Source organism: Streptomyces sp. NPDC002835 (assembly GCF_053591995.1).
Genome location: NZ_JBSFUW010000014.1, coordinates 58,631 through 80,707, shown reverse-complemented (window position 1 = coordinate 80,707; position 22,077 = coordinate 58,631). Strand labels below are relative to the sequence as shown.

Below are 22,077 nucleotides of genomic sequence, written 5' to 3'. Positions count from 1 at the left end.
AACAGTGGTTCACTTGTTGTATGGCCTACCGCAAGACACCCGCCGTGCAGAGCCGGCTCGACGCCGCGCGGGAGCGCCTCGTCGAGCAGGCGACGTCCGTCGTCGCCGAGTCCGGCTGGGCGAACGCGTCCGTCACCGCGGTCGCCGCCGCGGCCGGCATGTCCGTCGGGTCCGTCTACCAGCACTTCCCGTCCAAAGGGGCGCTGGCCGTCGAGGTCTTCCGCCGCGCCTCGGGCCGTGAGGTGGAGGTGCTCGCGGACGTGCTCAGGGACGCGGGCGGGGACCCCGTCGAGCGGCTCGCGCACGGCGTACGCGTCTTCGCCCGCCGCGCCATGGAGCGCCGCGGCCTCGCCCACGCGCTGCTCGCCGCCCCCGCCGAACCGGCCGTCGGCCAGGAGCGGCTGGAGTTCCGGCGCCGCTACCGCGACGTGTTCGCCGAGGTGATCCGCGAGGGCATCGCGGGCGGGCAGCTGCCACCGCAGGACCCCGAGGTCACCGCCGCGGCGCTGACCGGCGCGATCGGCGAGGTGCTGGTGGACCCGCTGTCCGACACGGCGTCCGGCGACGCCGCCGAGCACCTGGTCGCCGAACTCGTCGCGATGTCCCTGCGCTGCGCCGGCGCCCGGACCGCCGGCTGACCACCCCTACGACTCCCCGAGGACCACGATGACGACTCCGGCCGCAGCCCACGACACGACCGCCGCCACCCCGCGCAGCCGGCCCACCGCCGCCACCCATGCCGTGACCAACCAGCCGCCGCCGCTCGTCGGCCACGACGTCGCGGACGACCCCGTACTGCTCGATGGCCTGCACCGCGAAGGCGCCGGCTGGTACGCGGACGACCTGCACCGCGTCGGCAGGCTGGCCGGCTCGGAGGAGGCCCAGCGCTGGGCAGAGGAGGCCAACCGCTGCGAACCGCTGCTGCGCACCCACGACCGCTACGGGAACCGGATCGACGAGGTCGAGTTCCACCCCTCGTACCACGCGCTCATGGACGTCGCGATCCGCGAGGGGCTCGGCGGCGCGCCGTGGGCCGACGACCGGCCCGGCGCCCATGTCGCGCGCGCCGCGGGCTTCATGGTGTGGAGCTCCGCCGAACAGGGCCACGCCTGCCCGGTGTCCATGACGTACGCCGCCGTGCCCGCCCTGCGCTCCGCGCCGCAACTGGCCGCGGTCTACGAGCCGTTGCTGACCAGCCGGGTGTACGACCCCGGGCTGCGCGCGCCCGGCGGCAAGCGCGGACTGCTCGCCGGGATGGGTATGACGGAGAAGCAGGGCGGCACCGATGTGCGCGCCAACACCACCGTCGCCGTCGAACAGCCGGACGGCACCTGGCGGTTGCGCGGCCACAAGTGGTTCACCAGCGCGCCCATGAACGACCTGTTCCTGGTGCTCGCCCAGGCCCCCGGCGGCCTGTCCTGCTTCCTGGTGCCGCGGGTCCTCCCCGACGGCAGCCGCAACACCTTCCGCATCCAGCGCCTCAAGGACAAGCTCGGCAACCGCTCCAACGCCAGCAGCGAGCCCGAGTTCGACGACACCGTCGCCTGGCTGGTGGGGTCCGAGGGCCAGGGCGTACGCACGATCATCGACATGGTCACGATGACCCGGCTCGACTGCGTCCTCGGCTCGGCGTCCGGCATCCGCACCGCGCTCACCCAGGCCGCCCACCATGTCCGTCACCGCTCCGTGTTCGGCGCCAAGCTGATCGACCAGCCGCTGATGCGCAACGTCGTCGCCGATCTGAGCGTCGAGTCCGAGGCGGCGACCACGCTCGCGCTCCGCATCGCGGGAGCGGCCGACCGCGCACAGCGCGGCGACTCCCAGGAACGGGCGTTCCTGCGGCTCGCGACCGCGGTCGGCAAGTACTGGGTGTGCAAGCGGCAGCCCGCGGCGGTCGCCGAAGCCCTGGAGTGCCTCGGCGGAAACGGCTACGACGAGGCGTCCGGCATGCCCCGGCTCTACCGGGAGGCGCCGCTGAACGGCATCTGGGAAGGCTCCGGCAACGTCAACGCGCTCGACGTGCTGCGCGCGCTGACCAAGGAGCCCGAGTCCCTGGCGGCGTACGCCACGGAGATCGAGGCCGCGGCGGGCGCGGACGCCCGACTGGACGGGGCGTGGCGCCAGTTGCGCGCCGAGCTGGTGCCCACCGACGACGCGGCGCTGCTCGCCCGCCGGCTGGTCGAGCGCATGGCCCTGGTCCTCCAGGGCTCCCTACTGGTCCGGCACGCACCGGCGGCCGTGGCGGACGCGTTCTGCGCGTCACGCCTGGCCGGCGACCGCGGCCTCGCCTTCGGCACGCTGCCGGCCGGCCTGGATCTGGCCACGCCGATCGCCCGCGTACCGCTCGCCGACGACTGAACGCGGCCGACGCGCCTGCGTCGCGCTGCTGAAAAGCGCTCGCCGCGGCGCGTGTTCGCGTGCGACGGTACCGACTCGTCAGCGAACCGCGGGGGACCTTCATGCAGCCGGCAGCACGATCCGTACGCGCCGTGAACCGGCTGACCGCACGATGGGCCGCAGACATCGGCGCAGACATCGGTGCAGGCGTTGACGCCGGCAGCGGCGCAGGCAGCACCGTACTGTCGGCGACCAGCGTGTGGCCGCTGCTCTCCCTTCTCGCGGACGCGGCCCACGGGCCGGCCCGTGCGGAGCTCGAGGAGGCCGTGGGACTGCCGGCGGCCGACGCCGCGGGTGCCGCACGCCAGTTCCTCGACGCGCTGTCGTCGGTCCGCGGCACGGCGTCCGCCCTCGGCCTGTGGGCCGGGGCGACGCTCCCGCTGCACCCCGACTGGGTGGCCGGCCTTCCCGTCGGCACCTTCGGCGTCCTCAGCGGAGATCCGGTGGCCGACCGCGGCGCCCTCGACGCCTGGGCCGCCGAGCGGACACGCGGACTGATCCCCTCGATGCCGGTCCAGCTCCGCCCCGACACCCTGCTCGTCCTGGCGGCCGCACAGACGGTGCGGATGCGATGGCTGCGGCCCTTCGCGGAGTGCGAGGCGGTCCCCGACAGCGGACCGTGGGCGGGGCGGTGGCTGCTCGGCCTGCGCCGCGAGACCTCACTGCTGGACCGGGTGGGCGTGACGGCGACGCCCGAGGGTCCGCTGACCGTCCTCAAGGTCGTCGGGGACACCGGCGTGGACGTCCATCTGCTGCTGGGAGACGCCGGGATGACGGCCGCGCAGGTGGTGGAGTCGGGCGTCGCCGCCCTGTCCGGCACGTATCCGACCGTGACCGGCGCCCATCTGCCGCCGGGCGCCGCGGGGCCCGGCCTTCAGGTGAGTACCGAGCGCAGCCTCACGCCCGAGCCCACGCTGGCCGTCCTCACCAGCCCGTTCCGGCTGACCGCGGACCACGATCTGCTGCGCCGGCCCGAGACGTTCGGCCTCCTGGCAGCCACGGACACCGCTCACGGTCACTTCCCCGGCATCGGCCCCGAGCCGCTCGCGGTCGACTCCGCGAACCAGTCGGCCCTCGCCGTCTTCGATGCCGAAGGGTTCGAGTCCGCCTCCGTGACCGCGGTGTCGGGGGTGGCCGGCGGCCTGCCGCCGCGCCCCCGGTACACCACCCGCCTCGTCGAGGCCGTGTTCGACCGCCCGTTCGGCTTTCTGGCGGTCCACCGGACCTCGCGTCTCGTCCTGACGGCCGGCTGGGTGGCCGACCCGACTCCGCACCCGGAATCCGTCGACTCCACCGAGGTATTTCACTAAATAATATTGGCCTTACTGGGATCACGGCCAAGAAAACCCCGACCACGCCGCTCTGTCTGCCATTGCGGAAGCGCTTATTGGACTTACGGTGGAGGTATGACCTCCGACCAGGGCGTCGAAGCGGTCTCGGTCCTCGCCGACGAGACGCGCCGCAGGATGCACGGCTTCATACGCCGGGCCCGTCGGCCGGTCACCCGGGAGGAGGCCGCCGCCGACGCCGGGATCTCGGTCAAGCTGGCCGCCTTCCACCTGGACAAGCTCGTCGCATCCGGGCTGCTGCGCGCCGGTTACGACAGCCCCGGCGCGGCCCCCAGGGTCGGCCGCCGGCCGAAGGTGTACGAGCCGGCCGGCGCCGACATCCGTGTCAGCATTCCCGAGCGCCGACCCGACGTACTCGCCGAGATCCTCATGGACGCCGTACTCGGCCGGCAGCCGGGCGAGGACGCGCGCACCGCCGCACTGCGCACGGCCCGCACCCGCGGCGAGGAACTCGGCGCAGCCACCCGCGCCGACAGCCGTCCCGGCAGGCTGGGCCCCGAGCGTTCCGTCACCCTCGCCGAAGCCGTCCTGGAGCAGCGCGGCTTCGAACCCGACCGGCCGACACCGACCGACCTGTGGCTGCTCAACTGCCCCTTCCACCCCCTCGCCGCCCGCTCTCCCGAGCTGGTGTGCGCGATCAACCACGCCTTTCTCTGCGGTTTCCTCGCGGGACTGCGCACCAACGGGATCGAGGCCGTCCTCGCTCCCCGTCCGGGCCGGTGCTGCGTCGAACTGCGCGCCGCGTCCGGCGGTCACGGCGCGCCCGGCCCCGAGGGCACCTGTACGAGGGAGCCCGGCGCCCCGCCCACGGACGACCGGCCCCCACCCGGCTGACCGGCCCGGCGGGGTGGCACGCAACCGCCCTGAGACCCCCCACGCGACAGAGGAGCGGACATGCCCGCACACAACGCATATGTGATCGTCGGAGCCGGCCTGGCCGGTGCGAAAGCAGCGCAGGCCCTGCGCGACGAGGGTTTCGACGGCCCGCTCGTGCTGGTGGGGGACGAGGCCGAGCGCCCCTACGAACGGCCGCCGCTCTCCAAGGGATACCTGCTCGGCAAGGAAGAGCGGGACAGCGTCTACGTCCACCCCCACCAGTGGTACGCCGACCACAAGGTCGAGCTGCGCCTCGGCATCGCGGTCACCGCCGTCGACCCGGCCGCCCACGAGATCATCCTCGCCGACGGCAGCCGCATCGGATACGCGAAGCTGCTGCTGACCACCGGATCGTCGCCGCGCCCGCTGCCCGTGCCGGGAGCCGACCTGGACGGCGTCCACTATCTGCGCCGGCTCCCCGACAGCGACCGCATCAAGGACGCCTTCGCGTCCGCCTCACGGGTGGTGGTGATCGGGGCCGGGTGGATCGGCCTGGAGACGGCCGCCGCCGCCAGGGCGGCGGGCGCCGAGGTGACGCTGCTGGAGGCCGCCGAACTGCCGCTGCTGCGGCTGCTGGGCCGCGAGACGGCCCAGGTCTTCGCCGACCTGCACACCGAGCACGGCGTCGACCTGCGCTGCGGCGTACAGGTCGCGGAGATCACCAGGGCGGGCCGCAGGGCGAACGGCGTACTTCTGGCCGACGGCAGCCGCGTCGACGCCGACGCGGTCGTCGTCGGCGTCGGCATCACCCCCGTCACCGCGCTCGCCGAGGCCGCCGGTCTGGAGATCGGCAACGGCATCCGCGTCGACGCCGGCCTGCGCTCCTCCGACCCCGACATCCACGCCGCCGGCGACGTGGCCGACGCCTTCCACCCGCTGCTCGGCAAGTACATCCGGGTCGAGCACTGGGCCAACGCGCTGAACCAGCCGCAGACCGCGGCCCGGGCCATGCTCGGCCAGGACGTGGCCTACGACCGGGTCCCGTACTTCTTCACCGACCAGTACGACCTGGGCATGGAGTACACGGGCTACGTGGAGCCGGGCGGCTACGACCAGGTCGTCTTCCGCGGCCGGAAGGAGAGCCGCGAGTTCATCGCCTTCTGGGTCTCCCGCGGCCGGGTGCTCGCGGGCATGAACGTCAACGTCTGGGACGTCACCGACCCGATCCGCGAGCTCGTCACCTCCGGACAGCCGGTCGACCCCGCGAAACTCGCCGACCCCGGCGTGCCGCTGACCGACCTGATCGAGCGCGCCGACTCCGAGTAGGACGCCCGCGGCACCACGGGGCCGGGAGGGCGTGATGGGGCGTACGCGTACGGCACCGAGTTCCCCGCCCGACCGCCGTACGGCGACGGGCACTCGGCCACCGGCCCGGTCAGGTGGCGCCCGGGCCGTCGGCCGCCCGCAGGGCGGTCGGTTGTGGCGCGACGCCCGTCAGACGTGAAGCACCGGCGCCCCGGCGGAAGTTGTAGGACCGATGGGGTACGGCGAGGGGGACTTCGGCCGGACGCGACGGCTGGCCCGTCCGCCTTAACGTCGACCGTATGAAGATCGGAATTCTTGGAACGGGAAATGTAGGACAGGCACTGGCCGCCGGCTGGGCCGCGGCCGGCCATGACGTCGTCCTCGGGTCACGGCGGCCGGACGGCACGGAACCGGCCGCCGCAAGGGGCGTCCCGGTGGTGGACGTGGCCACCGCCGTCGCCGCCTCGGACGTGGTGGTGAACGCGACGCCGGGCACGGCGTCCGTGCCGCTGCTCACCGAGGTCGGCGCGCCGGCCCTCGCCGCGAAGGTGCTGCTCGACGTGGCGGTCGGCTTCACGGAGGACGGAATGCTCTCCCACCTGGTGGAGAGCCTCGGGGAGGAGATCCAGCGGACGTTCCCCGACACCCGGGTCGTCAAGACGCTCTGCACCGTCGACGCCCGCCTCATGGTCGCGCCCGACTCGGTCGAGGGCCCGAGCACCCTCTTCCTCTCCGGCGACGACACCGACGCCAAGCGCACGGTCCGCGCCCTGCTGAACGACCTGGGCTGGTCCGAGTCGTCCCTGCTCGACCTCGGCGGCATCGCCACGGCCCGGGGTCAGGAGCACTACAGCCTCCTCTTCATCGGCATCGCCGGCGCCCTCGGCGACTACGGCTTCGGCGTACGGGTCGTGCCCTCGGTGACGGCCTGACCCACGAAGGCGGCGCGCGTCGGCGCACCGTCACGCACGGGCGGTCCCGAACCGTGGCCCCGCGGGTCGGCCGGCGGCGAGCAGGCGGGTCTCGGCGGCCGGCAGCCCCTTGGCCCACCAGTGGTCGTAGCGGCGGTAGACCGCGGGGTCGCGGTCGGCGAGGAAGGCGACGAGCGCCCGCGCCTCGGCCGCCAGGCCCTCCCAGGCGTGCTCCGGCAGAGCGTGGAAAGCGGTCGCCTCGATCCCTCCGTCGACGGGCCGCCAGGCGCCGGCGACGTACCCGTCGACCAGCAGCGTGGGCAGTACGTCGCCGTTCACCCGGATCACATGCCTGCGGTAGTCGGGCGGTATCACGCGGCCCCGGTCGGCGTAGGCGAGCAGGATGCTGTCCCACATGGCCATGAGCCGGGGCGGCGCGGGCGTGTCCTCCGCGGGCCGGGGTGCGCCGGGGATGTCGTACAGCACCGTGCCGCCCGGCCCGGGCAACTGCTCCAGCCCGTCGCCGAGCGCCTGGACCGCCGCTCTGACGCGGACCCGCTGGGCCCCCGTGAACTGAGCCATGTCCGCCACCGAAGCCGGCCCGAACCCCTCCAGACAGCGGCGGATCAGCGTCCGCAGACCACCGGCGGCGGCGTCGGGGTCCGCCAGTTCCGGCTGCGCGCCCGCCGCGATGTACGACTGGCTGCTGTCGAACGACCAGGGACCGCCGACGGGCGCGTGCCACAGCGGCGCGTACTGACGCAGCATCCGCCACGCCGCCGCCTCCACCGGCGCGCCCCGCAACTCCTCGAGCCGCCCCCGCAACTCGGCCACGGTCCGCGGCCGGTCGGCGTACTTCATCAGATCCGGGACCAGCACGTCGGCGTCGGCCGCGGTGAGCCCGGACGCCGTGAACCGGGCGTCACCCAGCCTGGACGAGCGCAGCGTCGGCTCCATGGCCTCACGGAAAGCCCGGTAGTCCTCGGCGTGGACCATGTGCAACGTGAGCCGCATCAGCGTCGACTTGACCGCCTGGTGCCCGCTCGTGGCCGCGTCGAGACCGGCCGGATCGAAACCGCCGATCCGGTTCCACAGCGCGACATACGGCGACGCGGGCTGCTGCGCCTGCAGCGCCACCACCCGCCGGATCCCCTCCAGAACCCCGAGTGACTCCCGCCCGAGCAGCAACTGCCGGGCGAGCGTGGAGCGGTTGAGGGCACGTGCGGTGATCACCATGCGGAGATCTTCCCGCTTCCCCGTTCGATTCGAAACCCGTCCCTCCGGGCCTGCCCGAACGCATGGTGCGAGACGGACACCGGCCCTGCTCCCGAAGAGTTCGGCAGGCCCTGCTGACCGGGCACGGCGCCGCTCGGCTGAGAGGCTGCGCGAGCGGTCCGTCGACGTCACCTTCTCCCCGGCCTGACGCCGTCCACCCGTGGGGCAGTGGCGGCTCGACGCGTGCCCACTGCGCGTCGGTCGCCGGCCGATTCGGTCCCTGACCGGCGGGGCCGGTCGGAACCCGGTCCCGTTCGTATCAGGCCGGTGGCCCGGCGCCGAGCCGCCGCACGTCGCGTACGAGCGCGTACACCGCGCTGACGAAGAGTGCGATTCCGGCCACGATCCAGCGAGCCGATGCCCCGGAGCGGTACTCGTCAACGGCAATGACGAGCAGGAACGTGCTGCAAAGCACGCCGAAGGCTGAGATCAGAGCGCTGATGCGGTTGGCCACACGGACATCATCAGCGACGACCGCGCCCCGCGGGAGCGATCCGGTCCAATCGGCCCGGGTTCGGCGCCGGATACGTTCGGGAGCATGACTGACGAGTGCTTCGGGTATCCCCGGCTCGCCGCGATCTATGACCGGCTCGACCCCGATCGCAGCGATCTCGACGTCTATCTCCGGATGACGGAAGAGTTCGGGGCGGGTCGCGTGCTGGACATCGGCTGTGGGACAGGGGTGTTCGGCCTCCTGCTGGCCGATCGCGGAATCGAGGTCGTCGGCGTCGACCCCGCCCAGGCGTCCATCGATGTCGCCCGGGCCAAACCGGGCAGCGAGCGAGTCCGCTGGATCCACGGTGACGCGACGGCCCTGCCGCCCTTGTGCGTCGATCTTGCGACCATGACGGCGAACGTCGCCCAGGCCGTCGTCGATCCGGGGACGTGGCAGAGGACGTTGCGGGGGGCCCGGCAAGCGCTGCGGGCCGGCGGGCGACTGGTGTTCGAAACCCGGGATCCGGCGAGGCGCGCCTGGGAGGAGTGGAACCGCGAGAGTTCCCACGCCGTGACGGAGATTCCGGGCGTCGGCGCAGTCGAGAGCTGGGTTCGGCTCACGGAGGTGAGCGGGCCGCTGGTGTCGTTCCGGTGGACCTATGTGTTCGCCGCGGACGGCCGGGTACTGACGTCCGACTCGACGTTGCGCTTCCGTGAGCGGGCGGAGGTCGAGAAAGACCTGGCCGGGCACGGCTATGTGGTCGAGGACGTGCGCGACGCACCCGACCGCCCGGGCCGGGAGTTCGTGTTCGTCGCGCGACGCCCGTGACCGCCGCCCTCTCAGGCGCGCCGCGCCGCCGCCGCGGCGCGGGCGCCCACGACGAGGGTCGCGGCGATGAGGAGCGTCGCGACGATTCCGGTGACGAGTACGGGGACGGGGGCGAAGGTCGCCGCCAGGACCGCGACGACGGACAGCGGGTGGATGATGTCGTTCGCGCCGCGCACCTCGGAGGACCGGTGGTGCAGAAGCCAGACGACGGTGATGAAGACGGCGACGGGGATCGTGTAGGCGGCCGCGACGGCGTGGTCGGTGAGGTGGCCGTGGCCGGTGGCGTGGGCGACGTTGAGCGCGAGTCCGGCGCCGACGGCGGCCGCGGAGGCGAAGACGGCGTAGTGCCCGTAGCCCCACAGCAGGGCGGCGTTCAGACCGGTGAGCCTGCGCGGTGCGTTCTGCGCGAAGTAGAGCCACCACAGGGAGAAGACGGTGAGGATGCCGCCGACGACGAGGGTGGCGATGTCTCCGAGCACGGCGTCGTCGTCGAGGGCGGTACGGACGGCCAGCGTGGCCGCCGTGATCGATTCGCCGAGGACGATGATGGTGAACAGGCCGTAGCGTTCGGCGATGTGGTGCGGATGCCACGTGGTGATCGCCGCGCGCTCCGCCCAGACGGGAACGGACAGTTCGGCCACGAGCAGGATCGCGAACGAGACCAGGCCGCCGTCGTCCGGGAGGAACAGGCGTGCGACCCAGCCGATCTGGACGACGAAGATCCCCACCGCGTAACGCAGGCAGCTGGTGCGGCGTTCGGGGTCGGCGTGGGCGGCGCGCAGCCACTGGGTGACCATCGCGAGGCGCATGACCACATAGCCCCATGTGATGACGGTGAAGTCCTGGTGCTGGAGGGCCTCGGCCGCGCCGGCGGCCATGATCAGCGCGCCGGTGATCTGGACCAGGGTGAGCAGCCGGTAAGGGACGTCGTCGGTGTCGTACGCGGAGGCGAACCAGGTGAAGTTCATCCAGGCCCACCAGATCGCGAAGAACACCAGGGCGTATCCGAGCACCCCGTGGCCGATGTGCCCTTCGGCCAGCTCGTGTTCGAACGCCGCGGCCGCCTGGGCGACGGCGACGACGAAGCACAGGTCGAAGAAGAGCTCCAGCGCCGTCGCGCTGCGGTGCTTCTCGTCGGAGGGGCGAGCGACCATCGGCCGGTGCCAGGCGCCGGCGATGGAGGGTGTCTGGCTCATGGGCGGGCGATCCCTGCGGTGCGTTGACGAGCGGGGGAGGGGCGCTGGGGCGGCGGGCTGTTCACGCCTGGCCGGTCTCGAAGCGGCTGATCCTGCCCCCGGAGACGGTGAACGTCCAGCGCGTGCGCATGGAGCCCCAGGTCGAGTTGGTGTAGACGGCGGTCAGGGTGCGCCCGTCGGGCGAGACGTCCTCGACGTCCATGCGCCCGTCCGAGGAGAAGATCTCCTTCTCGGTCCAGTCGCGCAGGTCGCGTTCGGTACCGTCGTCCGCCATGGTGGCGTCCGGGGTGAGCGCCGCGAAGAACGCGTCCTTGTCGCCGGCGTTGACGGCGTCGACGAACGCGGCCACGGCCGGGTCGTTGAGCTGGGCTGTCACGGTGGCCTTCGATCAGATCGGTACGAGGGGGACCGGCCGGGCGACGGACCGGCGGCGGCGCGGGCACGGCCGGATCCGGTCAGCGGGTGGTGTATCCGCCGTTGAGGAAGAGGGTCTGGCCGTTGGCCCACCAGCCGTCCGTCAGCAAGTGCGTCACCCACGGAACGATATCTTCGATCTTGGTCAGATCGCCGTTCATCGCGGACGACTTGTGGTACGCGACCGAGTCGTCGTCCTCCGCCGGGTAGAAGAACGAGGTGTCCATCGGCCCGGGGGCGATGTTGTTGACCGAGACGTTCCGGTCGAACAGCTCCTTCGACAGGGCGCGGGTGAAGTGCTCGACCGGCGCCTTGCTGCCCGCGTAGGACGAGTACAGCCCCGTGTAGGCGGCGAGCAGCGACGTCACGATCGTGATGATCTTCCCGCCGTCCTCGATGCGGCGTGCGGCCTCCCGCATGACGAAGAACGCGGCCTTGGAGTTGACCGCGAACATACGGTCGTACTCCTCCTCGGTGATCTCGGTCAGCGGCTTCTTCAGCACCATGCCGGCGGTGTTGACACTGAAGTCCAGTTTGCCGAACCGGTTCAGGACCTCGTCGAAGACCCGCTCCACCTCGGCGGCCTTCGTCAGATCGCCCTGGATCGCGAACGCCTCGCCCGGGCCGGCGTTGATCTGCGCGACGACGTCCTCGGCCTTGGCCCGTGAGGAGTCGCTGTTGTAGTGCACCGCGACCAGGGCGCCCTTCGCGCCGAGGGTGGTGCTGATCAGCCCGCCGAGGTTGCGGGACGCGCCGCCGACGAAGGCGGCCTTGCCGGTGAGTGTCTTGTCCGGAGTGTCGACCATGACGGCCTCCTTGCGATGTGGCGAACGAGGGACGGCACCGGCCGGCGGTCTGCACCGGGAGCAGTGCCGTGTCCCACAGAATCGCCGCCACAACGGGCGCGTATCTTGAACGATCCGATCACCGGTGGAACAGAACGCTCACGACTTCGGGCGCCGCCCGTCAGCGGCCGCCGTTTCCGTCCCGCAGCGCCTGCGGCGTGGCCCCCTCGTGGCGCCGCATCATCCGTGTCAGGTGGCTCTGGTCGGCGAACCCCGCCTCCGTCGCGATCTCCGCGATCGGACGGCTGGAGAGCACCAGCTCACGCCGCGCGTGCTCCAGGCGCCGCTGCATCATGTACCGGTGCGGGGACTCCCCGGTCGACGCCCTGAAGACGCGGGTGAAGTGCGACTCGCTCACCCCCGCCACGCTCGCCAGATCCGCCAGCGTGACCCGCTGGGAGAGGTTCGCGTGGATGAAGTCCACGACCTCGGTCAGACGGCGCGGCGGCAGTCCGCCCTCCCGGCGCGCCACGGCGCCGCCCTCGCCCGCCACCCGCAGTACCACCGCGGCCGCGGCCTGTACCAGCGACTGTGCGTACAGCGCGTCCGCCGGGCCCGGACGGGCGTACTCGGCCACCAGTCGCTCCAGCAGCATCTTCAGCAGCGGATCGGTGAAGTGGAACCGCGGCACCAGCTCGACCGGGCCCGTCGCCCCGCCCTCCGCGGCCAGTTTCTCCAGCCACACAGGGTCGATGCCGAGCAGCAGCAGCTCCACGTCGTCCTGCCAGCGGGGCCGCGACGCCCATCCGGCCGGATTGACCAGCGCCTGCCCCGCGTGGAAACGCTCGCGGCGCGCCGTGCCGTCCGCGGACCAGCGCAGATTCGACGATCCGCCCGTATGGACCACCAGCACGTGAACCGGCGGGCCCAGCGGAAGCGGCGCGACGTCCGACTTCCCCGCCGCCCGCTCCAGCGACCGCTCCGCCACCGCGTGGCCGAGATCGGAGCCGCTGCCATGGAGGCATCGCAGGTGAGGCTTGATGTGCGAATCACTCACACGACCAGTATCGGACCTCCTCGCACGGGGCGGCGCCCGCCGCCCGGTGCGCTCCCCCGGGCGGGCGCGCGACGAGGCGCTTCGTCCCAGCGGGAGAGGATGTCGCATCCTGTTCCTACCATTGAGGACAGTTCATGCGATAAGGGCAATTCATCCGGCTTTGCTCGGTCACTGGAAGGTATGGCGCGGCCATGGTCGAACCCGCGGGGCTCCGGAACCTGCTCGCGCGGGTACTGCGCTGCCGTGATCCGCAGGCGCTGCTCGAGGCACTGACGCTCGCGGACGACAGTGCCGGCGCCCTCCCGGCCGGCCGGACCTTCCTGTACGTGCAGGACCGGACGGGCCTCCACCGCCGGCCCGCCCCGGCGGACGGCTCCGGCGACGCCGACAGCGACCGCGCGCTCGACGCCACCGCCCGTGAGGTCCTGCGCACCGGACGCCGTACGCAGCCGGACGGCGCGGGCCCCCGGACGCATGCGCTGCCGCTGTCCTCGGACGGGCAGGTCCGGGGCGTCCTGGTCGTGTCCCTCGAAGGCGGCGGCGCGGACGGCGTCTGCCACGAGCACCCGGAAGTCCTCGACCTGGTCGCGGAGTGCTGCGCCCATGTGCTCGCCGCGCACAGCTGCGACGCGACGCTCGGCGAGGCCGCCGAAGCGGCCCGGGCCGGCGTCTTCGCCTGGGACTTCATGGCCGACAACGTGTACTGGGACGAACGGACCTGCGCCATCTACGGGGTGGATCCCGCCACGTTCGACGGCGCGGGCGACACGTTCTTCGCCCTGCTGCACCCGGACGACGTGCCGGTTCTGCAGGCGGCCATCGCCCGCGTGACGGAGGAGGCGGTCAGCGCCCCCGCGCACGGCGCGGCGGAGGACGCCGGGCGGTACCACCTCGGCTACCGCATTCTGCACCCCGACGGCAGCGTGCACGCCGTGACCGAATTCGGCCGCGTGATCATGGATGACCAGGGCCGGCCCACCCGCGCGGTCGGCCTGGTCATGGAGACCGGCGACGGAACCGACCGGTCGCCGCGCGGTTCGGTGTCGGCGGACAGCTCACGCGACTCGTTCCTCTTCACGCTCACCCGAGCGCTCTCGCAGGCCGTCACCGTGCGGGACGTCACCCGCGTCATGACGCAGCTCGCCCGGCCGGCGCTCGGCGCCGAGAACCTGCTCCTCGGCATCGAGGAAGCCGGCCGGCTGACGATCGTCGGCGAGACCGCCATCCCCACGGCGCTGTCCCACCTGCGCGGGCCCGCGCACACCGTCATGGCCCTGGCCGCCAGGCAGGAGCAGGCGCTGTTCATCGAGGACCTCAGCCGGCACACCGGCCCGGAGCTCGCCGAACTCGCAGCCACCGGCGACGTACCGCCGCGCTCATGGGTGGTGCTGTCCCTGGGGTCCGTGGACCAGGTCACCGGCGCCTGCCTCATCGCCTTCGCCCGGCCGCGGAAGTTCGACGCCGGCGAGCGGACCTTCTACACCGCCGTCGCCGTCATCCTCACCCAGAGCCTGGAACGCGCCCGGCTGTTCGACACGGAGCACCAGCGTGCCACCGACCTCCAGGAGGCCATGCTGCCGAGGCACCTACCGGCGCTGGACTCACTCACCGTGCACTCCCGCTATCTGCCCGGCACACAGGGCATGCACATCGGGGGCGACTGGTACGACATCCTCTCGCTCAGGGACGGAACGGCGGCCCTCGTCATCGGCGACGTCCAGGGTCACGACGCCCACGCCTCCGCCGTCATGGGGCAGCTGCGCGTCGCCCTGCGGGCGTGCGCGGAGGCGGGGCTGCCGCCCGGCGCCCTCCTCGGGCAGGTCAACCGGGTCCTCTGCGACCTCGACACCGACCGCTTCGCCACCTGCACCTATCTGGTCCTCGACCCGCAGGGCGGCGAGCTGAAGGGCGGCCGGGCGGGACACCTCCACCCCTTGCGCATCCACCGCGGAGCCGTCAGCGAGGTCGTCCTGGCGGGCGGCCCGCCCCTCGGCGTCGACCCCGCGGCCGTGTTCCCGACGACCACGACCGGTATGGCAGGCGACGAGGCGCTGGTGCTGTTCACCGACGGGCTGGTGGAGCGCCGGAACGCCGACATCGACGTCTGCGTGCGCGAGATGATCGACGACATCCACCGCTGGGCGGCAGCGAGCGAGGACGGGCTCGACCTCGGGCAACTGGTGGACTTCCTCGCCCGGCGCGACGCCCCCGAGCGCATCGACGACGTCGCCCTCCTCGCCGTCCAGCGCGTCTCCAGCACCGACATGTGACCTCCACCAGGGCCAAGGACCGCCAGCCGTACGTCGTCCTGCTCCGCGGCCGCCGGCCTGCCCGCTCGACCGGCGAGCCCGGCGCTTGCCGGCCGGACAAGCGCCGGGCCCGGTCCGACGGTCCGGTCGACGCCCTCGGCGGTGGTCAGGGGCCGGGGGAGAGCCGCGTGGCGACCGGGCCGGTGGCGTGGTGGTCGAGGCGGACGGAGCGTGGGCCGCCGTCGAGCGCCGGGGTCACGCCGCGGCCCCGCTGTCCACGGGCAGGTCGGCCAGCCGCCACTCCAGCATCCCGTCGGTCAGCCGGACGGCCTTGCGGCCCCGGGCGCCGAGCAGGCGCACGGCGTCGTGGGCGAGGACGCAGTACGCCCCCCGGCAGTACGCGACCACCTCGGCGTCGGCGGGCAACTCGGCGATGCGGTCCGCGAGTTCGTCGACGGGAATGGAGATCGCGCCGGGGATGTGCCCGGCGGCGTACTCCTCGGCCGGGCGGACGTCGAGGAGGACGATCCCGCCCTCACGGGCGCGCGCCACCAGCGCGTCGCGGTCCACCGCCTCGGCGTCATCCGCGCCGAGGTAGGCGGTGCGGGCGGGCTCGACAGTCGCCTGGTGCGTCTGGGCGACCTGGCGCAGCAGGGCGTAGAGGGCGGCCACGTCGTCGCCGGCCAGCCGGTAGTGGATGCGCACGCCGTCGCGGCGGGTGGCCACGAGTCCGGCCTGCTTCAGCGTCTGCAGATGGGCGGAGGCGGTGGTCAGGTTCAGCCCCGCGGCCCTGGCGAGCGCGTCGACGGTGCGCTCGCCCTGCGCCAGCAGATCGAGCAGCTCCAGGCGCTTTCCGCTGCTGAGCGCCTTGCCGGTCTGTGCGAACGCGTCGTAGAGCGCGGCCTTGCGTGCGGGGTCTCCCATGGCATCCTCCATCATTCCATGGAATATTGTAACCAAGGGTGGCCGCTGCGGCGACCCCACCTTCCGCGACACCTGGAGGACCCGATGGGCTTCGCCGACGACCACTTGATCCCGCTCGTCGACGAGGGGCTGGGCAACAGCGCCTACCTCGTCGACCTGGGCGACGGACGTGCCCTCGCCGTGGACGCGAGCCGTGATCTGCGGGCTCTGCGCGCGGCCGCCGGCCGGCGCGGCCTCACGGTCGCCTTCGCCGCCGACACCCATCTGCACGCCGACTTCCTCTCCGGCGCGGTGCAGCTGGCCGCCGACGACGGCGCCGCCGTACTCGCCTCCGCCACCGGGAACCGCGCCTTCCCGCACACCGCACTCGCCGACGGGGACGAGATCGACCTCGGCGGCCTGACGCTGCGCGCGCTGGCCACCCCCGGCCACACCGACGAGCACCTCTCCTTCCTGCTCCTGGACGGCACCCGCGAACTCGGCGTCTTCACCGGCGGCTCACTGATCGTCGGCTCCGCCGCCCGTACGGACCTGCTCGGCGCCGACCGCGCGGAGGAACTGGCCCGCGCGCAGTACCGCTCGCTGCGGCGCCTGGCCGCACTGCCGGACGCGACCGCGGTGTGGCCGACACACGGCGCCGGGTCCTTCTGCTCCGCGCCACCGGGCGCCGAGCGCACCACCACCGTCGCCGCGCAGAAGCGGAGCAACCCACTGCTCGCCGCACCCGACGAGGACACCTTCGTACGGCGGCTGCTCGGCAGCCTCGGCACCTACCCCGCGTACTTCGACCGGCTGAGCGAGGCGAACCGGCGCGGGCCCGCCGTTCTCCGCCGCGCCCCCGTGCTTCCGGCGCTCTCCCCGGACCGGGTGCGCCACCTGCTCGGCGAGGGCGCTCAGCTCGTCGACGTACGCCCCGTCGCCGACTTCGCCGGGGGCCACATCCCCGGAGCCCTCTCCATCCCGCTGCGGGACCAGTTCGCCACCTGGCTGGGCTGGCTGCTGCCCGACGACACGCCCCTCGTCTTCGTCGCCGCCCCGGACCAGGACCTCGCCGAACTCACGTGGCAGGCGCTGAAGATCGGCCACGAGCGGCTGGCGGGACACCTCGACGGCGGCATGGACTCCTGGACCGGGGGAGGCGGAGAGCAGGAACGCATCGAGCTCCTCACCGCCGACCGGATCGCCGAGCGCCCCGTCCTCGACATCCGCCAGCGCACGGAACACACCGCCGGCCACATCCCCGGCGCCGTCCACATCGAACTCGGCGACCTCACCGCCCGTTCCGGCGAAGCGCCCCGGGGCGCCGTCGTCGCCTGCGGCCACGGCGAACGCGCCATGACCGCCGCCAGCCTCCTCCGGCGCGCCGGCCACGAGAACCTCGCCGTCCTCGACGGCGGACCGGCCGACTGGGCCAGGGCCACCGGCCGCCCCCTGGAGGAGACCGCGTGACCATGCGCACCGGCGCCGGGACGGGCCCCGCGATACGCCTCGGACTACGGGCCAACCTCGCCCAGTTCAGCCTGCTCGTCCTGATCAACGCCCTCGTGGGCGGCATGCTCGGCCAGGAACGCACCGTCCTGCCGCTGCTGGCCGACGACGTCTTCCACCTGTCCGCGTACACCGCGGCCATGACCTACATCCTGGCCTTCGGCGCCACCAAGGCCGTCACCAACTTCTTCGCCGGCACCTGGTCCGACCGCTACGGCCGCAAACCCGTCCTGATCGCCGGATGGCTCATCGCCCTGCCGGTGCCCGCCATGCTCGCCTGGGGCCCGACCTGGGGCTGGATCATCGCCGCCAATATCCTGCTCGGCGTCAACCAGGGCCTGACCTGGTCCACCACCGTCATCATGAAGATCGACCTGGCGGGCCCGGAGCGCCGCGGCCTGGCCATGGGCTTCAACGAGGCCGCCGGGTACGTCGCCGTCGCCGCCACCGCCATGGCCACCGGCGCCATCGCCGAACACGCCGGGCTGCGCCCCGAGCCGTTCCTGCTCGGCGCCGCCTACGTCGTACTGGCCCTGGGACTGTCCACCCTCGTGGTCCGCGAGACCCGCGACCACGCCCGTTTCGAAGCGGCCCGCCACGTGAGCGCTGCGGGCAGCGAGCACGACGGGCAACTGACCACCGGCCAGATCGCCCGCCTCACCAGCCTCCGTGACAAGGCCCTGTCCGCCGCCAGCCAGGCCGGCCTGGTCAACAACCTCAACGACGCCCTCGCCTGGGGCATCTTCCCGCTGCTCTTCGCCGCCCACGGACTGTCCGTCGCCCAGATCGGCGTCCTCGCCGCCCTGTACCCCGCCGTCTGGGGCGCCGGCCAGATGCTCACCGGCTGGTGGTCCGACCGCGTCGGCCGCAAGCACCTGATCACCGCCGGGATGCTGGTCCAGGCCGCCGCCATCGCCCTCGTCGCCGCCGGCACCACCTTCGGCGTCTGGGCCACCGCCCAGATCCTGCTGGGCGTCGGCACCGCCCTGGTCTACCCGACCCTGCTCGCCGTCATCGGCGACGTCGCCCACCCCGCCTGGCGTGCCCGAGCCGTCGGCGTCTACCGGCTCTGGCGCGACGGCGGCTTCGCCGTCGGCGCCCTCTTCGCCGGAGTCCTCGCCGACGTCTACAGCCTGACCACCGCCGTCTGGGCCGTCGCCGCCCTCACTGCCGCGTCCGGCCTGCTGGTGGCTGTCCGGATGTACGAGACACATCCCCGCGTCTGACGGGGATGTGCCCTCGCGTCAGCGGCCTGCTGCGGAAGAAGCGGCGGACCGGGCGGCGCGGGAGCGGACGACGGCCGGCTGTTCCAGGGCGAGCTCACGCACGGTGGCCATGTCGCTGAAGGGCAGCAGCTCCTCGCCGACGATCTGGTGCGGCTCGCTGCCCTTGCCGGCGATCAGGACGGTGTCCTCCGGGCCCGCCGCGGACACGGCGAACGAGATGGCCTCACGGCGGTCGGCGATCCGCTCGAACGGGGTGCCGGTCGCAGCGAGGCCCGGGGCGATCTGGTCCAGGATGGCCTGCGGGTCCTCGTTGCGCGGGTTGTCCGAGGTGAGGACGCACAGGTCGGAGTGGGTTCCGGCGATCCGCCCCATGTCGGCCCGCTTCGTCGTGTCCCGGTCGCCGCCGCAGCCGAAGACGGTGATCACCCGGCCCCGCGCGTAGCCGCGGATGGTGGCCAGGACCTTGTCCAGGGAGTCCGGGGAATGGGCGTAGTCCACGATCACGGACGCACCGCCCGGCGTCTGGAAGCGCTCGAACCGGCCGGGGACCGGCGGCATCCGGTCGAGTGCGGCGACCAGGGCGCCCAGGTCGTGTCCGAGGACATGGCAGGCGGCCAGGGTGGCGAGCGCGTTGGCCACCGAGAACCGGCCCGGGATCGGGATCGACGCCGGATACGTGCGTCCGCCGTGGTGGAGCGTGAACCGGGTGCCCGACGAGCTGACGACGAGGTCGGTCGCCCGGTAGTCCGCCGGCGCGTCCAGGGCGTACGTGGTCACCGCATCCGGCATCATCGCGACGATCCCGGCGCCCACCGGGTCGTCGGCGTTGACCACCGCCCGCCGGCACAGCCCCTGGAAGAGGCGGAGCTTGGCGTCCCGGTAGTTCGCCATCGTGCCGTGGTCGTCGAGGTGGTCCTGCGTCAGGTTGGTGAACACCCCGACGTCGATGAACGTACGGTCCACCCGGTGCGTCAGCAAGCCCATCGAGGTGGCCTCCAGCACCACACTGCCGACCCCGCGGTCGCGCATGCACCCCAGCAGATACTGCATGTCCGGTGACTCCGGGGTGCTCAGCCCCGACTGCGGCATCGGGATCAGCTCGTCGCCGATCCGGCTGCCGGCCGTCCCGATGACCCCCGACTTCGCGCCCTCGGAGATCCGCAGGGCGGACTCGATCATGTACGAGACCGACGTCTTGCCGTTGGTGCCGGTGATCGCCACCATGTCCATCTGCCGCCCCGGCTCGCCGAAGTAGCGGGAGGCCACGATCGCGGCCGCCTTCCGGACGTCCGGCACCCGCACGGCACAGGTGCCGGGTGGCCACACCGTCAGCGACAGCGCCGGGTCCGTGCCGTCGACGAGTACGGCGGCCGCCCCGCGGGCGAGCGCGGGCGCCACGGAGCCGTGCCCGCCCTTCCGGTGTCCTGGCACGGCGATGAACAGGCAGCCCGGCGTCACCCGGTCCACGTCGAATGTGGTTCCCGCGGTGATCGCTGTTCTGCTCGGGTCACCCTCGAGTACGTGGTGCTCCTGGCCGGCCAACAACTCGCTCAGCTTCACAATGATCCCTTCGAGGTGGCACGGCCCGATGGTGCGGCCGTAGCCAGGCTGCAGCGCCGGCGAGTGCCGGAGGCTGCTGTGGTGACGTGGAGCAGGGCGGAGACCGCCCGGCCGTCAGCAGGGCGAGGCGGGCTCGGCCGGGGAGAAGCCCGGCCTACGGCGTGGAGAGCGACGCGCCGGGGGAGAGAGGATCGCTAACCGTGGCCGTGCAGCGCGACACGGCGGGTACGGGGCGCCTCTACGCCGGCGGCGGTGGCCGGGTGGGCGATGTCCGGACGCACTTCCGAGGCGGCCTGGCGCAGGCACTGCCTCGTAGAACTCGTGCGACCCATGCTGCGAGTGTACGGCCGTTCCGGCGTCCGGCCGCCCACGGAAGCGGGGAGGCGGACCGGGGCCGTGGACGGCCTCCGGCCTGCGTGGCAGCGGGTCCGAAACGTCCGGTTACGTCTGCGGTGCGCTCTCGGCAACGTCAGGCGCAGCCGGTGCGCCGCGCCGGAAGGGGGTGCGACATCCGGCGTACCGGCGTCCACGACGGCGGGCGGGGTGAGGGAAGCGGGTTCGGGCATACGAGGCTCCGCATGCCGGCGACAGGAGGAAGGCGGCCTCGCCTGCCGGGAACGAGAGCGCGGAAGACCACGGCCCGCCGGGGATCTCCCCGGCGGGCCGGCCGTGTCGTACGCCTGTCAGACGACCGGTGGGAGCGGCAGTCCCGTGTAGTTCTCCGCCAGTTCGGCGGCGGCGTGCGGTGACGTCGCGATCCGCTCCAGCTGGGAGAGCTGGAGCCTGGTGCCGAAGGGGGCTGGGCCGGATCGGTGTGCAGGGTGGTGGTCATGAAGTACGAGAAGTGCTCGGCCCGCCACACCCGGCGCAGGCAGGTGCCGGAGTACGCGTCGAGCAGTTCGGCCGAGCCGGTGCGCTTGAGGTGTGCGAAGGCACGGGCCAGGACCGTGACGTCGGCGGCGGCGAGATTGAGGCCCTTGGCGCCGGTGGGCGGCACGATGTGCGCGGCGTCGCCGGCGAGGAAGACCCGGCCGTGGCGCATCGGCTCGGTGACGGAATTGCGCATCGGCAGCACCGACTTCTGGGTGACGGGTCCGCGCTTCAGCCGCCGGCCGGGCTCTGCGCGAAGGGCGAGGCGGGCGTCCAGCTCGTCCCAGACACGTTCGTCCGGCCAGTAGGCGGGGTCGGTTCCGTTGGGGACCTGGAGATACAGGCGGCTCACCGACTCGGAGCGCATGCTGGCCAGAGCGAAGCCGCGCTCGGAGTGGGCGTAGATCAGTTCGTCGTACACCGGCGGTGCGTCGGCGAGGATGCCGAGCCAGGAGTACGGATAGGTCCGCTCGTACGTGGTGCGCACGCCGTCCGGGACGGCTTCCCGTGCGACGCCGTGAAAGCCGTCGCAGCCGACGACGTAGTTGCAGGTCAGCGTCTGCTCGCGGCCGTCATGGGTGTAGCGGACGAGCGGCCGGTCGGTGTCGGCGCCCTCCACCGCGTGGACCTCGGCGTCGAAGAGCAGCGGTCCGCCGTCGGCGAGCTGGAGGGCGATCAGGTCCTTCACGACCTCGGTCTGGGCGTAGACCGTCACTCTGCGCCCGCCTGTGAGGGAGGGGGAGTCGACGCGGTGGGCGCGGCCGTCGAAGCGCAGTTCTATGCCGTCGTGGACCAGCCCTTCCCGGTCGAGCCGTGCGCCGGCGCCCGCGGCGCGCAGCACGTCCACGGTGGCCTGCTCCAGGATGCCGGCGCGGCAGGCGTGCCGTGGGCGGGTGATGCGAAGAAGGTGTGTGTGACGGAAGAAGTATGATCGTTTGCATGTGCAGCGGGTGTCAGCCTGCCCGCGGCCACGACGGAATGCATATGGGGG

18 protein-coding genes and 2 pseudogenes are annotated in these 22,077 nt (G+C 72.8%); 10 read left to right on the top strand and 10 right to left on the bottom strand.

Annotated features, from left to right (window positions below; all coding sequences use genetic code 11):
- Positions 1-20 precede the first annotated feature (20 nt).
- The 6 genes and pseudogenes from ACWD01_RS17635 to ACWD01_RS17610 all read left to right on the top strand — a co-directional run.
- Positions 21-638, top strand: coding sequence for a TetR/AcrR family transcriptional regulator (locus ACWD01_RS17635; protein ID WP_451162704.1), 618 nt, complete (start codon positions 21-23; stop codon positions 636-638).
- Between the two features lie 28 nt (positions 639-666).
- On the top strand, positions 667-2,358 hold the full coding sequence (locus ACWD01_RS17630) for an acyl-CoA dehydrogenase family protein (RefSeq protein ID WP_451162702.1): 1,692 nt from the start codon (positions 667-669) through the stop codon (positions 2,356-2,358).
- Between the two features lie 101 nt (positions 2,359-2,459).
- Positions 2,460-3,707, top strand: a complete 1,248-nt coding sequence (locus ACWD01_RS17625; RefSeq protein WP_451162700.1) for a serpin family protein — start codon at positions 2,460-2,462, stop codon at positions 3,705-3,707.
- A gap of 96 nt (positions 3,708-3,803) precedes the next feature.
- The gene (locus ACWD01_RS17620) at positions 3,804-4,580 is read left to right on the top strand and encodes a helix-turn-helix transcriptional regulator (protein WP_451162698.1); all 777 of its coding nucleotides are present in this window, start codon (positions 3,804-3,806) and stop codon (positions 4,578-4,580) included.
- A 60-nt stretch (positions 4,581-4,640) separates the two neighbouring features.
- Positions 4,641-5,888, top strand: coding sequence for an NAD(P)/FAD-dependent oxidoreductase (locus ACWD01_RS17615; protein WP_451162696.1), 1,248 nt, complete (start codon positions 4,641-4,643; stop codon positions 5,886-5,888).
- A 275-nt stretch (positions 5,889-6,163) separates the two neighbouring features.
- A pseudogene (locus tag ACWD01_RS17610) lies at positions 6,164-6,799 on the top strand (NADPH-dependent F420 reductase); the annotation flags it as partial.
- A 30-nt stretch (positions 6,800-6,829) separates the two neighbouring features.
- On the opposite strand, the gene ACWD01_RS17605 reads toward ACWD01_RS17610, so the two are convergent.
- Positions 6,830-8,014 (bottom strand): winged helix DNA-binding domain-containing protein, encoded by a 1,185-nt coding sequence (locus ACWD01_RS17605; RefSeq protein ID WP_451162694.1) that lies wholly within the window; start codon positions 8,012-8,014, stop codon positions 6,830-6,832.
- Positions 8,015-8,312: 298 nt separating this feature from the next.
- Complete coding sequence (locus tag ACWD01_RS17600; protein ID WP_451162692.1) at positions 8,313-8,507, bottom strand: hypothetical protein; 195 nt, start codon at positions 8,505-8,507, stop codon at positions 8,313-8,315.
- Between the two features lie 84 nt (positions 8,508-8,591).
- Between ACWD01_RS17600 and ACWD01_RS17595 the strand changes: the two genes are divergently transcribed.
- The gene (locus ACWD01_RS17595; protein ID WP_451162690.1) at positions 8,592-9,317 is read left to right on the top strand and encodes a class I SAM-dependent methyltransferase; all 726 of its coding nucleotides are present in this window, start codon (positions 8,592-8,594) and stop codon (positions 9,315-9,317) included.
- 11 nt (positions 9,318-9,328) lie between these two features.
- On the opposite strand, the gene ACWD01_RS17590 is transcribed toward ACWD01_RS17595, so the two are convergent.
- The 4 genes from ACWD01_RS17590 to ACWD01_RS17575 form a co-directional block, all read right to left on the bottom strand.
- The gene (locus tag ACWD01_RS17590) at positions 9,329-10,513 is read right to left on the bottom strand and encodes a low temperature requirement protein A (RefSeq protein WP_451162688.1); all 1,185 of its coding nucleotides are present in this window, start codon (positions 10,511-10,513) and stop codon (positions 9,329-9,331) included.
- Positions 10,514-10,574: 61 nt separating this feature from the next.
- Positions 10,575-10,889, bottom strand: a complete 315-nt coding sequence (locus tag ACWD01_RS17585; RefSeq protein ID WP_451162686.1) for a nuclear transport factor 2 family protein — start codon at positions 10,887-10,889, stop codon at positions 10,575-10,577.
- A gap of 79 nt (positions 10,890-10,968) precedes the next feature.
- Complete coding sequence (locus ACWD01_RS17580) at positions 10,969-11,733, bottom strand: SDR family oxidoreductase (protein ID WP_451162684.1); 765 nt, start codon at positions 11,731-11,733, stop codon at positions 10,969-10,971.
- Between the two features lie 160 nt (positions 11,734-11,893).
- Positions 11,894-12,769 carry a helix-turn-helix domain-containing protein gene (locus ACWD01_RS17575; protein ID WP_451162682.1) on the bottom strand — a complete coding sequence of 292 codons (876 nt, stop codon included), beginning with the start codon at positions 12,767-12,769 and terminating at the stop codon, positions 11,894-11,896.
- A gap of 191 nt (positions 12,770-12,960) precedes the next feature.
- On the opposite strand from ACWD01_RS17575, the gene ACWD01_RS17570 reads away from it, so the two are divergent.
- The gene (locus tag ACWD01_RS17570; protein WP_451162680.1) at positions 12,961-15,039 is read left to right on the top strand and encodes a SpoIIE family protein phosphatase; all 2,079 of its coding nucleotides are present in this window, start codon (positions 12,961-12,963) and stop codon (positions 15,037-15,039) included.
- 234 nt (positions 15,040-15,273) lie between these two features.
- Here the strand turns inward: ACWD01_RS17570 and ACWD01_RS17565 are convergent, their stop codons facing one another.
- Positions 15,274-15,942: an ArsR/SmtB family transcription factor gene (locus tag ACWD01_RS17565; RefSeq protein WP_451162678.1), complete on the bottom strand. Its 669-nt coding sequence runs from the start codon at positions 15,940-15,942 to the stop codon at positions 15,274-15,276.
- A gap of 84 nt (positions 15,943-16,026) precedes the next feature.
- On the opposite strand from ACWD01_RS17565, the gene ACWD01_RS17560 reads away from it, so the two are divergent.
- Complete coding sequence (locus tag ACWD01_RS17560; RefSeq protein WP_451162676.1) at positions 16,027-17,391, top strand: MBL fold metallo-hydrolase; 1,365 nt, start codon at positions 16,027-16,029, stop codon at positions 17,389-17,391.
- A 2-nt stretch (positions 17,392-17,393) separates the two neighbouring features.
- On the top strand, positions 17,394-18,656 hold the full coding sequence (locus ACWD01_RS17555) for an MFS transporter (protein ID WP_451162871.1): 1,263 nt from the start codon (positions 17,394-17,396) through the stop codon (positions 18,654-18,656).
- Between the two features lie 18 nt (positions 18,657-18,674).
- Here the strand turns inward: ACWD01_RS17555 and ACWD01_RS17550 are convergent, their stop codons facing one another.
- The 3 genes and pseudogenes from ACWD01_RS17550 to ACWD01_RS17540 form a co-directional block, all read right to left on the bottom strand.
- Complete coding sequence (locus ACWD01_RS17550) at positions 18,675-20,216, bottom strand: UDP-N-acetylmuramoyl-L-alanyl-D-glutamate--2,6-diaminopimelate ligase (protein ID WP_451162674.1); 1,542 nt, start codon at positions 20,214-20,216, stop codon at positions 18,675-18,677.
- Between the two features lie 194 nt (positions 20,217-20,410).
- The gene (locus ACWD01_RS17545) at positions 20,411-20,548 is read right to left on the bottom strand and encodes a hypothetical protein (RefSeq protein WP_451162672.1); all 138 of its coding nucleotides are present in this window, start codon (positions 20,546-20,548) and stop codon (positions 20,411-20,413) included.
- A 351-nt stretch (positions 20,549-20,899) separates the two neighbouring features.
- Positions 20,900-21,960, bottom strand: a pseudogene (locus tag ACWD01_RS17540) (4-hydroxybenzoate 3-monooxygenase); the annotation flags it as partial.
- Between the last annotated feature and the right edge of the window lie 117 nt (positions 21,961-22,077).

Bases quoted from the DNA above. Each gene is read 5' to 3' on its own strand.
- ACWD01_RS17595 (WP_451162690.1), top strand. From the start codon at position 8,592: ATGACTGACGAGTGCTTCGGGTATCCCCGGCTCGCCGCGATCTATGAC.
- ACWD01_RS17580 (WP_451162684.1), bottom strand. From the start codon at position 11,733: ATGGTCGACACTCCGGACAAGACACTCACCGGCAAGGCCGCCTTCGTC.
- ACWD01_RS17570 (WP_451162680.1), top strand. From the start codon at position 12,961: ATGGTCGAACCCGCGGGGCTCCGGAACCTGCTCGCGCGGGTACTGCGC.
- ACWD01_RS17615 (WP_451162696.1), top strand. From the start codon at position 4,641: ATGCCCGCACACAACGCATATGTGATCGTCGGAGCCGGCCTGGCCGGT.
- ACWD01_RS17555 (WP_451162871.1), top strand. From the start codon at position 17,394: ATGCGCACCGGCGCCGGGACGGGCCCCGCGATACGCCTCGGACTACGG.
- ACWD01_RS17620 (WP_451162698.1), top strand. From the start codon at position 3,804: ATGACCTCCGACCAGGGCGTCGAAGCGGTCTCGGTCCTCGCCGACGAG.
- ACWD01_RS17625 (WP_451162700.1), top strand. From the start codon at position 2,460: ATGCAGCCGGCAGCACGATCCGTACGCGCCGTGAACCGGCTGACCGCA.
- ACWD01_RS17545 (WP_451162672.1), bottom strand. From the start codon at position 20,548: ATGGGTCGCACGAGTTCTACGAGGCAGTGCCTGCGCCAGGCCGCCTCG.
- ACWD01_RS17560 (WP_451162676.1), top strand. From the start codon at position 16,027: ATGGGCTTCGCCGACGACCACTTGATCCCGCTCGTCGACGAGGGGCTG.
- ACWD01_RS17590 (WP_451162688.1), bottom strand. From the start codon at position 10,513: ATGAGCCAGACACCCTCCATCGCCGGCGCCTGGCACCGGCCGATGGTC.
- ACWD01_RS17605 (WP_451162694.1), bottom strand. From the start codon at position 8,014: ATGGTGATCACCGCACGTGCCCTCAACCGCTCCACGCTCGCCCGGCAG.
- ACWD01_RS17630 (WP_451162702.1), top strand. From the start codon at position 667: ATGACGACTCCGGCCGCAGCCCACGACACGACCGCCGCCACCCCGCGC.
- ACWD01_RS17565 (WP_451162678.1), bottom strand. From the start codon at position 15,942: ATGGGAGACCCCGCACGCAAGGCCGCGCTCTACGACGCGTTCGCACAG.
- ACWD01_RS17635 (WP_451162704.1), top strand. From the start codon at position 21: ATGGCCTACCGCAAGACACCCGCCGTGCAGAGCCGGCTCGACGCCGCG.